Raw genomic sequence first — 14633 nt, forward strand, 5'->3', positions numbered from 1 at the left:
ATCAGTCACCCCGAGCCGCTTTGCCCGGAAATCAAACCGTCGCCGGCTGGCCCGCGTTCAACCGACGACCCACGACCCCACACGCGCCTGGCCGACGCTCACGACAACATGCCTTGCATCTTGTGCGAAAAATGCGCGCGCTCGGCCGTTTCCATCAGCGCCAGGAACTCGTCCTGCATCATGTGGATCAGCGCTTCATGGTCGCCGGCCTCGAAATAGACTTCCGGCTGCTGAGCGAGACGCTCCTCGAGGAACGTCTTCATCCCGTACGCCATGCAGACCGGCGGCAACGCGCCCATGTCGCAATCCTTGAACAACTCGCGCAGCTCGATTTCCCTGGCGAGCACGAGATGACGTCCCGTCTTCACCCAGAGGTCCGACAAGCGCACCGCGTGCGTCGTCGGCAAGACGGCGGCGACATAGCCTTCGTCGTCCTCGAGCAGCACGGTTTTGGCGAGCCGATCGCCGGGAATGTGCGCGGCTGCGGCCGTCTCCATGCTCGTATGGCTATACGGGTGGTACACGACTTCGTACCGCGATGACTTCTGACGCAGGCAATCCTGCAGGGTGGCTGACACCATGGCACACCTCGTCTGGATGAATCGGGCGAACGAAGTTCGCACCGGATTCGTCCAGCATAGCTCGCATTCGGGCCAATGGAAAACGCGGCGACGTCCCACGGTTCCGATCCCGTTTCAGGCCAGCTCGCGAGGCCACGCAACCCCGTGAATCGTCGGCAAAAAAGCCGTTTGGCGCCCCGCCTTTCCTGTAGACAAAAAGAGCCCGCACTCAACTTTTCCATAAGCGGGAAAATAAATGTGCGGTCGAATTGGCAATAGACCGTTAGTCGCATTTACGGGAATGCAGGCATTCGGCAAGAAGACCGGCAAACGTGCGATCCGACCACGCATTGCGACCGGTTCGCAGTGTCCTATACTGAGCGCGACGCTCGCCACGACGCCATCCCGCGGCCTGCCGCACCGGCATACGGACACCAGGAGAAACCATGCATTACCAGTTGATCTACGAACTCGTCGACGATTACCTGGCGCGTCGCGAGCCGTTCCGCGCGCAGCACCTCGCGCTCGCGCAAGCCGCGACCGAGCGCGGCGAACTCGTGCTTGCCGGTGCGCTGGCCGATCCGGCCGACCAGGCCGTGCTGGTGTTCGAAGGCGACTCGCCGGCAGCAGCCGAATCGTTCGCGCGCGCCGATCCTTATGTGCAGAACGGCCTCGTGAAATCGTGGCGCGTGCGTCCGTGGCGCGTGGTCGTCGGCAAGCACGCGCCGCACTAGGGGCACGCGCGCGCAGGCTACAGCCACCCTGCCCGTTTGAAGCGCCACCACAACGCGAGATCGGCGACGAGCATCACTGCGATGCAGCCGTAGAAGCCGTATTTCAGATGCAGTTCGGGCATGTTCGCGAAGTTCATCCCGTAGATGCCCGCAATCATCGTCGGGATCGCGAACAGTGCGGCGAACGAGCCGAGCCGCTTGGTCACCTCGTTCTCGGCGAGCGAGATCATCCCGAGGTTGACCTGGATCGCCGTCACGACCATTTCACGCCGCCCTTCGATGGTCCTCACGATCCGCTGCAGATGGTCGTACACGTCGCGGAAATAATTCTCCATGCCGCTGCAGACCTGCGGGATACGCCCGCCGGTAAGCTTCGCGAGCGGCTCGATCAGCGGCGCGGTGTGCTGGTACAGCATCACGAGCCGGCGCTTGAGTGAATAGAGATCCTCGATGATCGCGCGCGACGACGCCGGCGTCGCCTTCGCGAAGATGCGATCCTCGAGTTCCTCGAGTTCGTTGCCGAGCGTTTCGAGGATCGGGAAATAGCGATCGACGACCTGGTCCATCAGCGCGTAGAACACGAACGCGGAGCCTTCCTGCAGCAGGTGCGGTTCGCGCTCGCAACGCTTGCGCACTTCGCGGAAGTCCTGCTCGGTGCGGTTTCGGATCGACAGGACGTAGTTCGGACCGACGAACATGTTCAGTTCGCCGACCTTGAATTCGTCGTCCTCGTCGAGCTCGACCGTATGCAGCACCGCGAACAGCGAATCGCCGTACTCCTCGATCTTCGGGCGCTGGTGGCCCTTGCGGGCATCCTCGAGCGCGAGTTCGTGCAGTCCGAACTCCTCGCCCATCAGCTCGATTTCCTCGGGCGTCGGGTCCTTCAGCGCCACCCAGACGAAACACTCGGGCTTCGACACATAGTCGCTGATGGCGTCGATATCGATGTCGGCCAGCTTGCGGCCGTCCTGGTATGCAGCACAGTTGATCAGCATGTTGTCCGTGATGTTGCCGTTTTCGCGCCAGTTTACCGGTTTGCCGCGCGTCAATCTGTTCCCGTTGGTAACGGCCGGCCCGGCTTGCGCGCCGCGCCGATATTGGTCATGATCGGACTGCGTGCGCCGCAGCACGCGCACCGCGCACTTCGCAGGCCCGCGGCCCGGCCGCGCGGCCCAACCGCCAAGGAGACAGACCTATGTGGTATTTCGCGTGGATACTCGGCATCGGCGTGGCGCTCGGCTTCGGCATCATCAACGCAATGTGGCTCGAAGCCGAAGTGTTCTCTCGCGACGGCAAGCGCGTCGACACGCCACGTCAGGGGCCGGGGAGCCGCTATTCGTGACGCATCTGGTGTTTTTCTGCGGTCACGCCGGCACCGGCAAGACCACGCTCGCAAAGCGGCTCATCGGGCCGCTGATGCGCGCGACCGGCGAGGCCTTCTGCCTGCTCGACAAGGATACGCTGTACGGCCGCTACAGTTCGGCCGCGATGGGCGCACTCACCTCGGATCCGAACGATCGCGACAGCCCGCTCTATCTGCAGCATCTGCGCGATCCCGAATACCAGGGCCTGCTCGACACGGCCCGTGAAAACCTCACGCTCGGCATCAGCGCGATCGTCGTCGGCCCGCTGTCGCGCGAAGTGCGCGACCGGCGCATCCTCGACCGCGCATGGCTCGGCATCGGCCCCGACGTCACGCTGACGGTCGTCTGGGTGCATACGTCGGAAGACGTCGCGCACGCACGCATCGTCGCGCGCGGCAACCCGAACGATGCGTACAAGCTCTCGCACTGGGACGAATACCGGCAACGCCGCTTCGTGCCGACCGGCCATGAATGCGACGGCATCGTGATGTTCGACAACACCGCGCCGTCCGATGCGGACGTCGACGCGCTGCTGTACAGCATCGTGCCGCCCGCCCCGCGCGCGACGATCGTCCCGCCGCTGCCGGCCTGAACGGCGCAACGCCCTTCCCATCACCCTCCTCGCGCGCATGAAAAACGCCGGAAGCGCTGCTTGCGCTTCCGGCGTCGCACGGCCCTCGTCAGACCGAATGCGTCGTCAGGCGACTGCGTGCACGCGCTCCATCGTGCCGCCTTCGTACAGCTTGCCGAAGCGGTTCGCGAGGAACGCCTTCAGCGACACCTTCTCCTGCGGGATGAAACCGCTCTGCGGCAGCTTCTTCTCGCGGAACAGGTCGAGCACCGCGCACATCGCGCCGGCCGTCGTGATCTGGATCGCGCTCATCGGCATCCCGAACACGTCCTTCGCGAAGATCTTGCGCGTGAACACGTCCTGCACCAGCTGACCGTCCTTCACGCCCGTCACCGTGATGAACACGAGCACGACGTCCTGCTTCGTCGACGGCACCGCACGGCGCATGATCGACTTCAGCGTGTCGCGGTCGCTCGACAGGCGCAGGTCCTCGAGCAGGAACTGCACGAGATCGCGGTGGCCCGGATAACGCACCGACTTGTAGTCGAGCGTCTCGACCTTGCCCGACAGCGTCTCGCACAGCGTGCCGAGGCCGCCCGAGGTATTGAACGCTTCGTATTCGGTGCCGTCGAGCGAGAAGTGCTCGAGGCCTTCGAGCGGCTGCACCCACTGCTTGCGGCCATCGCGGATCGCTTCGCACGGCTGGCAGTATTCGTTGATCAGGCCGTCGACGCTCCACGTCAGGTTGTACTTCAGCGCGTTGGTCGGATACTCGGGCAGCGCGCCGACGCGCATCTTCACGTCGCGCACTTCGCTGAAGCCGTTCACGAGCTCGTGCGCGGCGAGACCGATGAAGCCCGGTGCGAGGCCGCACTGCGGCATGAACGCGCGGTCGGAGCCTTCGGCCAGTTCACGGATCGCGTGGGTCGCACGCACGTCTTCGGTCAAGTCGAAGTAGTGCACGCCGGCAGCCTTCGCGGCGGCGGCGACGTTGACCGCGAGGTAGTAAGGCAGCGCGTTGACGAGCGCATCGAAGCCCTTCACGGCTTCGCGGATCGCGGTGGCGTCGGCCGAATCGACACGCTGCGTCGCGATGCCTTCGCGCGACAGCTTCGCAAGCGCATCCGCGTCGCGATCGAACGCGACGACTTCGTAGTCGCCCGTTTCACGCAGCATGTGAGCAATGGTGTGACCGATCAGACCTGCGCCGACGATGGCGATTTTCATGCGCTTATCTCCTGATAATGGGTTGCTGTTGTGTACGGCGTCGAGCCATGAACACAGTTTAGGGACGCGCAAAATCAGTTCCAAGACGAAGAATGATGCGAAACGACCGATATTTTCGACGTAATGACGATACATTTCGTCGAAACGGCGAAATCGTATAAAAATCGTGTCATCGTCCATGCGTGAAATGGACGTGCGGCCGCGCTCCGCGACCGGCGAATCGAGTCGAGAAAAGGAGAAAAACCGGAACACGCCGAACAAGAATCGCGCGACGACCTCACCCGCAACGTCGCACGTGCCGCATCACCCGCCGATGGTTCCGCGATCGATCTTGCGCGACAGGATGATCGACGTCGTCGTGCGTTCGACGCCTTCGAGCGTGCCGATCTGGTCGAGCAGATCGTTGAGCCGTTCCGGCGAATCGGCACGCAGCCACGCGACGTAGTCGTATTCGCCGCTCACCGCGCACAGCAGCTGCACTTCGGGCACGCGGTCGAGCTTGCGCAACACGTCCTTGCCGAACTTCGGCGCGAGGATGATGCCGACATACGCGTAGATGCTCGCGTCGAGCACGTCCTGCCCGAGTCGCACGCTGTACCCCGCGATCACGTTGGTGCGCTCGAGCCGCGCGATGCGCGCGACGACCGTCGTGCGCGCGACGTCGAGCTGGCGCGCGAGATCGGCGACGCTTGCGCGTGCATCGGCTTGCAGCAGCGCAACGAGTTGCCGGTCGAGATCGTCGAGTTGGTCGAGACGGGGTGGACGCATGAGGCTGGGTCGGCGCGAGCGGCGCGCCGGCGAGTGGAACGTGACGCGATGATAGCGCCGAACGGCGGTACGCCCAACCGCCTTCACGCCGCCGCACAAAGGCGTCACGCGGTTCGCAAAAGATGCGTGCGTTGCGTCGTGTCGTCGCAGCGCCGGCGCGACGCAACGGCCGTCCGACTCGTCGCCGACGCACGGCCGGCGCGGCATCGCCGCCCTGCATTCCTTTCAATTTCGATTCGTTTCGGATGTAAGCAAGTGTCGCATTCGCTGCCGCCTTCCACGCAACGTGCTACTAATAGCGGGCGACGCGAGATGCGCGCTCGCGGCCGTTGCCGCCGCGCCCGCTCGCACGACACCACCCCGGAGAGCCAACCATGAAGAAAATCTCGCTCACCCTCGCTACGCTCGTCGTTGCAGCCAGCGCGTTCGCGCAGACCCCGGCGTCCGCTCCGGCCACCACGGCCGCCGCATCGGCGCCGAGCGCCGAACAGCGTGCCGCGCGTCACGAAGCGCGCATCGAGGAGCGCATCAAGTACCTGCACGATCAGCTGAAGATCACGTCGGCGCAGGAACCGCAGTGGAAGACGTTCGCCGACACGATGCGCGAGAACGGCGACACGATGGGCCGCCTCTATCGCGAACGGATGGCGAACCACGACGTGTCCGCGGTCGACGACATGAAGCAGTACGCGGAACTCGCGCAGGCCAACGCCGACGGCGCGAAGAAGCTGGCTGACGCCTTCGCGCCGCTGTACGCGAGCTTCCCGGCCGACCAGAAGGCGCTCGCCGATACGACGTTCCGCAACTGGCTGCACCACGGCGGCGAGCATCGCGGCAAGGGCAAGGGCCACGCGAAGGGCAAGGAAGGCAAGGCAGCCGCCGCGCCGGCCGCCAGCGCGCCCGCGCAACCCTGATCCCCTGCCCCCACACGCGGCGTCACGAGGCCCAGCCGGGCCGGCCGGCGCCGCGTTTCCTGTCCGGCGAACGGCGCGCGTCACACGGCGCGCCGATTTCGGGATAAGCTCCCGGCTTTTCCCGCACTTCCCCGCCATGCTCGAACTCAAGCACATCGATCTGCGTACCGACCCGCAGGCGCGTCGCGTCGTCAAGGACGAAACCGTCACGGTCGCTTTCGCGGACGCCGACGGCGAACTGATGAGCCTCGAAGGCCCGAACCGCTACGTCGCGGGCGACGCCTTGATCACGGGCTCGACCGGCGACCGCTGGGTCGTGTCGCGTGCGCGCTTCGACGCGAAGTACCTGCCCGCCGATCCGGCGCTCGCGCACGGCGCACCGGGCGCTTACCGCAACCGGCCGGCCGTCGTGCTGGCGCGCCGGATGGACGAGCCGTTCACGATCGCCCGCTCGGAAAACGGCGACACGCTGCGCGGCGTCGCCGGCGACTGGGTGATGCAGTACGCGCCCGGCGACTACGGCGTCGTGCAGGCGCAGCGCTTCGCGCAGGTCTACCGCGACGCGTGAGCGGCCGCGCCGGCAACACGCCGGGGCCGCGCATCACGCGAAGTCTTCGTCGAGTTCGAGTTCCGCTTCGCGCTCGACGGCCTCGCCGGCCGCATGCCGCTCCTCGAGCGAGCCGAGCATCGCTTCCGCATACGCATGCAGCACCGCATGGCTGCGCGCGCGCTGCATCGGCTTCAGCGCCAGATAGCGCGCGAACGCGGCCGGCGCAATCCGCACGTCGAGCGTCATGCGTTTCGGCGTCGCACCGAAACGCATCGCGAGCCACTGCACGGACAGAAAGCGCCCGCGCGCATCGCTGCTCTCGACAAAGCGCGTCTGCTCCGGAAAGAGATCGCAAATCACGCGCGCGAGCGCGTCGAATTCAGTGCTGTCGCATTCGATCAGATAATCGTCCATTTCGTCCCCTGCTTCGCGGTCGCCCGGCATCAAACGGCCGTGCGCGACGGCCGGCACGTCTTCACCAGCGCGACGATCAGCAGCGCAGCCAGCATGAAATACACGGCCTCGACCCATGCGGCCGGCAGCACGCGCACCTGGTAAAGCAACGCCGGCGCGGCCGCGAGCGCATGCAGCACGATCGCCAGCGGCAGCACGCCCGCACGACCGGCGCGCACGCCGCGCCACACCAGCACCGACAGCGCGAGTTGCAGCACGAAGGACGCGCAGCGCTCGAGCAGCAGCAAGGCGATCGACGGCACCGACAGCGTCGCCAGCATCATGTGCAGCCGCACGACGGTGTCGGCCGGCAAATCCGACAACTGCGTCTCGAGCTGGCCGCGGCTCGCGAGCCAGGCGAGGTACGACCATTGGCCCCACACCAGCACGCCGACGAACCACGCCTCGGCGCCGCCGTGGCCGATCCCGTAGCCGATTCCGCGTCCGTCGCCGGCCGACGGCCCGTAGCGGCGCGCCAGGAACCGCATCCCGAGATAGCGGCCGACTTCCTCGAACACGGCCGTCGCGAGCGCGCTGTACGCGACGAACGCGAGCGGCTGCGTGAGCCAGCCGCCGGCGGGCGTCTGGCTCAGCACGAGCCCGTGGAAGGCGCGTTCGACGATCATCGCGAACAGCGTGAAGACGGCGACGCCGACGATCGTGTCGCGGCGATCGAGCGCAAGCGGCTTGCGCAGATAACGGAAGAGGACGAGCGGCAGCAGCGCGATGATCAGCGTGGCGGCAATCAGCGCCGCCAGCGTGACGGGAGCGACAGTCATGAATTTCCTTGTTCGGGGCGGCGCACCTGACGCGCCGCGTGCCCCGAATGATACTCAGCTTGCGGTCGACGCGCGCGCAATCAGCTCGCCCGGCAGCATCGCGACGCGCACGTCGCCGGCCGCGCCGTCGATGCGCTCGTGCACGAATTCGACGGCCTTGTAGCCGATCTCGTAGGTCGGCTGACGGATCGTCGTGATGCCGATCAGCTCGGCCCATTCCGGATCGTCGATCGACAGCAGCGCCGCGCTGGCTTGCCACGCGGCGCCGAAACGCGCGCGCAGGTGGCGCGCGATCGCCAGCGCGACCGGCGCGTTGGCGGCGAACAGCGCCGCGCGCACGCCGCGTCTCGCGGCCTCGTCGATGCGGGCGTCGATTTCGGCGAGCGCCGCGTCGGCCGCGTCCGGCGCATTCAGGTCGAGCACGATCGTCGCCGGCACCGGCCGCCCGCGCGCGGCCAGCGTCGCGCGGAACGCGGCCTCGCGCACGCGCCGCGAGCTGACGTGCTCGAACGGCTGCACGACGAAATGGATCGCGTCGAAACCGCGCTCGATCAGGTGCGCGAGCGCCGCCTCGATCGCGTCGGTGTTGTCGAGCCCGATCAGGTCGGCCTCGAAGCCCTCGACCGTGCGGTCGACCAGCACGGCCGGAATGCCGCCGCCGCGCAGCGGGCGCAGCACGTCCTCTTCGGCGCCGAGCGCGTTGACGATCAAGCCTTCGACGCGGTAGGTCGTGAGCAGCTGCAGGAAGCGGCGCTCCATCTCGACTTCGTTCGCCGCGTGGCAGATCAGCGGCATGTAGCCGAGCGCGTGGCACGCGGCCTCGACGCCCTGCAGCACCTCGACGGTATACGGATTGGTCAGGTCGGCCACCAGCATGCCGAGCAGCCGGTTGCGGCCGCGCTTCAGGCCGCGCGCCATCTGGTTGGGCCGGTAGTTGAGCCGCGCGATCGCCGCCTCGATCCGCTGGCGCAGATCGGCGGACAGCACGTGGGTCTCGCCGTTCAGATAGCGCGAAACGCTGGTCTTGCCCGTGCCGGCCTCGCGCGCGACGTCGCTGATCGTCGCCGGACGCTGCGTGGAAGGTTGCGAATCGGTCACTGTCGAGCCTCGCGACGTACGATCCGCGCCGCTTCGTGAGCAGACGGACCTTTGTTGTTGGATACGAAAGCCACTGGCTGACTCCTCTGTCGATCGGGTCTCGACCGGAGCCGGCGTATCAGCGCGTGGCTCCGGCCGCCTGCAAGGCTGTCGGCGCTTGCGCGCCCGCTCCGTCCCGTGCCCGGACGCCCGACCGCCCTGCGGCCTGATGCGGGCCCGGTCGCCGGACGCCGCCGGCCGCCGTGCCGGAACGTTGCTGCGACGAGCGGGCGATCATAACGCAGCCTGCCCTTCGGCACCAAGACCGTCGACTCTAACGGCCCCGGCCTCCCCGGCGCGGCGCCCGCCCGCCTGCTGCGCGTCAGCGCCGTGCGAGCACGTCGGGATTGACGAGATTCGTACGCAGCGTGCCGGCCAGCGCGCCGACCAGGTTTTCGGCCGCGCAGCGCGCCATCGCGTGACGCGTCTCGTGCGTCGCCGAGCCGATATGCGGCAGCGCGACGACATTGCTCATCCGCAGCAGCGGCGAATCGGCCGGCAGCGGTTCCTTCTCGAACACATCGAGCCCCGCGCCGCGGATCGTGCCGTCACGCAGCGCTTCGATCAGCGCGGCCTCGTCGACCACGGGCCCGCGCGACGCGTTGATCAGGATCGCGCCGCGCTTCATCTTCGCGAATTCGGGCGCGCCGATCAGGTGACGCGTATCGGGCGACAGCGGCACCTGCAGGCACACGAAGTCCGACTGCGCGAGCAACTCGTCGAGCGTCACGCGCCGGGCGCCGTACTGCGTCTCGGCTTCGGCGTGCGCCGAGCGGTTCGTGTACAGCACCTGCATCCGGAAACCGAGCGCCGCGCGGCGCGCGACCGCGCCGCCGATCCGCCCGAGCCCGACGATGCCGAGCGTCTTGCCCTGCACGTCGGTGCCGTACAGGTCGGGGCCGATGCTGCGATGCCAGTGGCCGGCCTTGACCCACTCGGCCAGCTCGACCACGCGGCGCGCGGACGCGAGGATCAGCGAAAACACGGTATCGGCGGTCGACTCGGTCAGCACGTCCGGCGTATGCGCGAGCACGATGCCCCGCCGCGTGAGGTCCGCGACGTCGAAGTTGTCGTAGCCGACCGAGATCGTCGACCACGCTCGCAGCCGCGGCGCGCGGTCGAGCATCTGCGGCGTGACCTTCAGGCTCGCGCCGATCGCGCCGTCGGCGTTGCCGAGCGCATCGGCGAGCGCGTCGGCGCCGTCGGCCGGCACGACGTCCGCATGCTCGCGCAGATAGGCGAGAACGTCATCGGGCAGCGGCTTGTACGCGACGATACGAGGCTTCATCGTTTCATTTTCCTTGCAGCGGCGCGGCGAGCGGATGCGCATCGCGCGCCTGGGGTTTGACGGACAGCGTGAGGATCACCGCGACGACCAGCGCGGCGCTCATGAAGGCATAGGAGGCGACGGGCGAGCCGGTCGCGCCGTTCAAGTAACCGACGAAATACGAGCCGACGAACGAACCGAGCGCGCCCATGCTGTTGATCAGCGCCATCGCGCCGCCCGCGACGTTCTTCGGCAGCAGTTCCGGCACGATCGCGAAGAATGGGCCGTACGGCGCATACATCGCGGCGCCCGCGACGACCAGCAGCGCGTACGAGATCCAGAAATGCGACGAACCGAGCGCGAACGAGGCTGCGAATGCGGCTGCGCCGATCAGCAGGAACGGCCATACGAAACCGCGGCGCGAGCCGACCTTGTCCGACGCCCACGACGCGGCGACCATCGCGATCGTCGCCGCGAGATACGGCAGCGCGGACAGCCAGCCGGTCGCGACCATCCCGAGTTCGGACCCGTTCTTGACGATCGACGGCAGCCACAGCACGAAGCCGTACACGCCAATGCTCCAGCAGAAATACTGCGCGCACAGCTTGATCACGGCCGGCGAGCGGAACGCCTCGCCGTAGTTGCGCACCGGCTTGATCGCCGCCTGCTCGGCCGCGAGCGTGGTCTCCAGGTCGCGCTTTTCCTGCGCGGTGAGCCACGGCGACTGCGCGGGCTTGTCCTGCACGAGGAACCACCAGCACACGGCCCAGATCACCGCCGGCACGCCTTCGGCGATGAACATCTCGCGCCAGCCGAATTCGTGCACCAGATAGCCGGACACGACCGACATCCACAGCACGGTGACGGGATTGCCGAGGATCAGGAACGTGTTGGCGCGCGAACGCTCGCTCTTCGTGAACCAGTTGCTGATGTAGATCAGCATCGCCGGCATCACGGCCGCCTCGACCACGCCGAGCACGAAGCGGATCGCCATCAGCGACGGGATGTTGCTGACGATGCCCGTGAGCGCCGCGCAGCCGCCCCACAGCACGAGGCTGACGAACACGAGCTTCTTCACGCTGCGGCGCTCCGCATAGATCGCGCCGGGAATCTGGAAGAAGAAGTAGCCGAGGAAGAACAGCGCGCCGATCAGCGACGACAGGCCCTTGCCGATCCCGAGATCCTGGTTGATGCCGGCCGCCGACGCGAACCCGTAGTTCGCGCGGTCGAGATAGGCGAGGCTGTAGGTGATGAAGACGATCGGCATGATCGTCCACCAGCGGCGGGGTGCGAGATTGCTTGCCATCAGAATGTCTCCTTTGTCGATCGGAGCGCATGCTTCAGCTGCGTCGACCGGGTGTGATTGCTTCATGCGTTCCGTATCGCCTGTTGCCCGCGCCCGAAACCGAAAACCGGAACCGCGGGCCCTGCCATGCCGGCCGCTCAGTGCGCGGCGGCGGTTTCCTCGATGCGCTCGGCGCGCTGGCCGGCGCTTTCGAGCCGGTCGAGCGCCGCACGGGTCGGCAGCCCTTCCGAATCGCCGATCACCTGGATTGCGAGCGCGCCGATCCGGTTGCCGCGCGTCACGGCCTGCTCGATCGCGCGGCCTTCCAGCAGCGCGCTCACCACGCCGACCGCGAAACCGTCGCCGGCGCCGACCGTGTCGACGACATTGTCGACGCGTTCGCCCGCCACCGTGCCTTCGCGGCCGTCGGCCGTCCGATAGTACGCACCTTCGGCGCCGAGCTTGATCACGACGCCGCGCGCGCCCTGCGCAAGGTAGAAGCCCGCGATGTCGGCCGGGGACTCGCAGCCGGTCAGCTGCCGCCCTTCGGCGAGGCCGGGCAGCACCCAGTCGGCGAGCGCCGCCAGCGCGTTCAGCGTGTTCGCCATGACCTCGGCCGACGGCCACAGCGTCGGACGCAGGTTCGGGTCGAACGAGATCGACTTGCCGGCCGCGCGCATCTCGCGCGCCAGCTTGAACGCGAGTTCGCAGGACGTCGCCGAGATCGCCGGCGCGACGCCGGTCAGGTGCAGATGGCGCGCGCCGAGCACGTAGTCGGCCACATAGTCGTCGCACGACAGGTGGCTCGCGGCCGAGCCCTTGCGGAAATATTCGACGGTCGGGTCGCTGCCGTCGTCGTTGCGCGACTTCAGCTGGAAACCGGTCGGGTAGCGCGGATCGACCGTCACGCACGACGCGTCGATGCCTTCACGCGCGAGCGTGTCGAGCACGTAGCCGCCGAACGAGTCGCGACCGACGCGGCTCATCCAGCCGACCTTGAAACCGAGCCGGGACAGGCCGATCGCGACGTTCAGGTCGGCGCCGGCGATCCGCTTCGTGAACTGCGCGGCGTGCGCCAGATGGCCGGGCTCCGTCGCGACGAACATCGCCATCGCTTCGCCGTAGGTGACGACATCGAGTGCTGCTTGCATCGTTGAATCCTCCGTATCTGTCCTGCGTCACGCGCTCGCGAGCCATGCGACGCGCCGGCGCGCATCGCCCGCCAGGTCCGCCGCATCGAACGGGAACTCGATGCCGCGCGGCACCTGCCGCGGCAGCGCCGCGAGCACGCCGGTCACGAGCGGATCGTGCGGCGCCGGCGCCACCGCGAAGCGGCGCGCGCCCTCGCCTTCGACGGCCTTGCAATGAATGTATTCCACATGCGGCGCGAGCGCCTGTGCGCAGTCGAGCGGCGCTTCGCCCGGCCACTGCCAGTTGCCGATGTCGAACGTCATGCCGAGCGCATCGGGCGTGCCGGACGCAGCCAGCGCGTCGAACAGGCCGCGGAACTGCGCGAATGCGCCGCCGACCGGCAACTGGCCGTTCTCGACCACCACGCGGGCACGCGCGCCGCGCGACAGCGCGACGAGGTCGGCCGCATGCGCGTCGCCGGCGAACCCGCCGAGCTGGAATTTCACGAAGCGCGCGCCGAGCGCGTCGGCTTCGACAAGCGTATCGCGCAGCGCGTCCGAGTCGAGCGCGCCCGACTCCGTATACAGCGAGGCCGGCGTCGAATAGACCGACCACAGCCCGCGTTCGGCCAGTTGCGCGCCGAGTGCGGCCAGCGCAGCGGGCGCCGCCTCGTCGTCCGAGGCGAACAGCTCGCGCCGGATCTCGAAGCCGGCCGCGCCGGCTGCCGCGACGTCCGCGACGAATGCGCTGTGGCTCGCCTGGCGCACGCGGTCCATCCCGAATGCGCTCGCCACGATCACGATGTCTGCCATGTTGCCCTTTTATTCCCGGAATGGAACCGGTTCCATTTGCTTGAGACGGATGGTGCGCTTCGTGTCAGGCACACGCCATAGAGGAAATCCCTAGGAGCCGCTGGCATGGCGCCGGCCACCGATGCGCGGTCGATGCGCCGCATCGCGCGTGCCCGGAGCGCACGGCGGCGCCCTACGCGGCGTCCTGCGCGAGGCTCATTTCGAGGAACTGCGCGGCGACCCGCGACGGCGCGCCGCCGTGCGGCACGAGGATCGAGAAATGACGCGTGAGCGGCGCGGGCGCGAGCGAGCGCGACACGAGCGCCGCATCCTCGTGGCGCAGCGACATCGCGGACACGAACCCGACGCCCATGCCGGCGCGCACGGCCTCCTTCACGGCCTCGACGCCGGCGATCTCGAACGCGACGCGCATCGGCGCCGTCTGCTGCGCGAACGCGCGCTCGACGAGCTGCCGCACGGCCGAGCCCTCCTCGCGCAACACCAGCGGGTGCGCAGCGAGCGCCGCGAGCGTGACGCCCGAAGCATGCTCGGGCGCCGCAAGCGGATGCGCGGCCGGCACGATCGCGACGATCTCGTCCTCGCGCCACGCATGCACGGCCGTGCCGGGCGGCAGCGCTTCGCCGGGCGGCCCTTCGATCATCGCGATGTCAAGCGACGGCAGCGCGGCGACCACGTCGGCCGTGTTGCCGCTCATCGTCTGGATCGCCACGCGCGGCGCGCGCGGCTGGAACGCGGCGATCAGGTACGGCAGCAGGTAGCTCGCCGGCGTCGTGCTCGCGCCGATCCGCAGCGTGCCGGCCTCGAGGCCGCGCACCGCGTCGCGAAACGCGCGCGCCTGCGCGAACGTGTCGCGCTGCGCCTTCGCATACTGCGCGAGCTGCTCGCCGACCGGCGTCAGCCGAATGCCGCGGCCGTCGCGCTGGTACAACGGCTCGCCGAATTCGTCCTGCAGCAGCCGCAGCTGGCCGGACACGGCCGGCTGCGACAGGTGCAGCGCGACGGCGGCATGGCTGATGTTCAGGTGCTCGGCGACGGCGGCGAACGTTATCAGTTGATCCGGGGTCATGTGGATAAATTATCG

Annotated in this window: 17 protein-coding genes; 5 read left to right on the forward strand and 12 right to left on the reverse strand. The window is 67.8% G+C overall.

All coding sequences use genetic code 11. The features are described 5' to 3' along the window. Window positions 1-98: 98 nt before the first annotated feature. On the reverse strand, window positions 99-581 hold the full coding sequence (locus WS57_RS27025) for an aminoacyl-tRNA deacylase (protein ID WP_040127444.1): 483 nt from the start codon (window positions 579-581) through the stop codon (window positions 99-101). A gap of 425 nt (window positions 582-1006) precedes the next feature. On the opposite strand from WS57_RS27025, the gene WS57_RS27030 reads away from it, so the two are divergent. After that, window positions 1007-1294: a YciI-like protein gene (locus WS57_RS27030; protein ID WP_009689601.1), complete on the forward strand. Its 288-nt coding sequence runs from the start codon at window positions 1007-1009 to the stop codon at window positions 1292-1294. Between the two features lie 17 nt (window positions 1295-1311). On the opposite strand, the gene corA is transcribed toward WS57_RS27030, so the two are convergent. Further along, a complete protein-coding gene (gene corA / locus WS57_RS27035; RefSeq protein WP_009689600.1) occupies window positions 1312-2289 on the reverse strand; it encodes a magnesium/cobalt transporter CorA in 978 nt (325 codons plus the stop codon). 200 nt (window positions 2290-2489) lie between these two features. On the opposite strand from corA, the gene cydX reads away from it, so the two are divergent. Beyond that, window positions 2490-2636, forward strand: coding sequence for a cytochrome bd-I oxidase subunit CydX (cydX, locus tag WS57_RS27040; RefSeq protein WP_009689599.1), 147 nt, complete (start codon window positions 2490-2492; stop codon window positions 2634-2636). After that, entirely contained in the window at window positions 2633-3250 is a 618-nt protein-coding gene (locus WS57_RS27045; protein ID WP_069245100.1) for an AAA family ATPase, read from the forward strand. The genes cydX and WS57_RS27045 overlap by 4 nt, the downstream gene beginning before the upstream one ends. Window positions 3251-3355: 105 nt before the next feature. On the opposite strand, the gene WS57_RS27050 is transcribed toward WS57_RS27045, so the two are convergent. Beyond that, complete coding sequence (locus tag WS57_RS27050) at window positions 3356-4456, reverse strand: saccharopine dehydrogenase family protein (RefSeq protein WP_009689597.1); 1101 nt, start codon at window positions 4454-4456, stop codon at window positions 3356-3358. Window positions 4457-4759: 303 nt separating this feature from the next. Further along, window positions 4760-5224 carry an Lrp/AsnC family transcriptional regulator gene (locus WS57_RS27055; protein WP_059478760.1) on the reverse strand — a complete coding sequence of 155 codons (465 nt, stop codon included), beginning with the start codon at window positions 5222-5224 and terminating at the stop codon, window positions 4760-4762. Window positions 5225-5598: 374 nt separating this feature from the next. Here WS57_RS27055 and WS57_RS27060 point away from each other — a divergent pair, with 374 nt between their 5' ends. Then, window positions 5599-6138 carry a Spy/CpxP family protein refolding chaperone gene (locus WS57_RS27060; RefSeq protein ID WP_040127445.1) on the forward strand — a complete coding sequence of 180 codons (540 nt, stop codon included), beginning with the start codon at window positions 5599-5601 and terminating at the stop codon, window positions 6136-6138. A gap of 136 nt (window positions 6139-6274) precedes the next feature. After that, complete coding sequence (locus tag WS57_RS27065) at window positions 6275-6706, forward strand: PGDYG domain-containing protein (protein WP_009689594.1); 432 nt, start codon at window positions 6275-6277, stop codon at window positions 6704-6706. A 33-nt stretch (window positions 6707-6739) separates the two neighbouring features. On the opposite strand, the gene WS57_RS27070 is transcribed toward WS57_RS27065, so the two are convergent. From WS57_RS27070 to WS57_RS27105, 8 genes are all read right to left on the reverse strand, one after another. Continuing rightward, a complete protein-coding gene (locus tag WS57_RS27070) occupies window positions 6740-7102 on the reverse strand; it encodes a DUF3022 domain-containing protein (RefSeq protein ID WP_069245494.1) in 363 nt (120 codons plus the stop codon). 29 nt (window positions 7103-7131) lie between these two features. Continuing rightward, complete coding sequence (locus WS57_RS27075; RefSeq protein WP_040127447.1) at window positions 7132-7920, reverse strand: YhfC family glutamic-type intramembrane protease; 789 nt, start codon at window positions 7918-7920, stop codon at window positions 7132-7134. A 54-nt stretch (window positions 7921-7974) separates the two neighbouring features. Then, window positions 7975-9018 carry a LacI family DNA-binding transcriptional regulator gene (locus tag WS57_RS27080; protein WP_059518476.1) on the reverse strand — a complete coding sequence of 348 codons (1044 nt, stop codon included), beginning with the start codon at window positions 9016-9018 and terminating at the stop codon, window positions 7975-7977. A gap of 361 nt (window positions 9019-9379) precedes the next feature. Then, a complete protein-coding gene (locus tag WS57_RS27085) occupies window positions 9380-10345 on the reverse strand; it encodes an NAD(P)-dependent oxidoreductase (protein ID WP_059518511.1) in 966 nt (321 codons plus the stop codon). 4 nt (window positions 10346-10349) lie between these two features. Further along, the gene (locus tag WS57_RS27090) at window positions 10350-11630 is read right to left on the reverse strand and encodes an MFS transporter (protein WP_009693831.1); all 1281 of its coding nucleotides are present in this window, start codon (window positions 11628-11630) and stop codon (window positions 10350-10352) included. 137 nt (window positions 11631-11767) lie between these two features. Continuing rightward, entirely contained in the window at window positions 11768-12760 is a 993-nt protein-coding gene (locus WS57_RS27095) for a sugar kinase (protein ID WP_009693830.1), read from the reverse strand. 27 nt (window positions 12761-12787) lie between these two features. Further along, a complete protein-coding gene (locus WS57_RS27100; RefSeq protein ID WP_009693829.1) occupies window positions 12788-13552 on the reverse strand; it encodes a xylose isomerase domain-containing protein in 765 nt (254 codons plus the stop codon). 172 nt (window positions 13553-13724) lie between these two features. Further along, on the reverse strand, window positions 13725-14618 hold the full coding sequence (locus WS57_RS27105; RefSeq protein WP_069245101.1) for a LysR family transcriptional regulator: 894 nt from the start codon (window positions 14616-14618) through the stop codon (window positions 13725-13727). Window positions 14619-14633: the final 15 nt, after the last annotated feature.

Source organism: Burkholderia pseudomultivorans (assembly GCF_001718415.1).
Lineage (GTDB): Bacteria > Pseudomonadota > Gammaproteobacteria > Burkholderiales > Burkholderiaceae > Burkholderia > Burkholderia pseudomultivorans_A.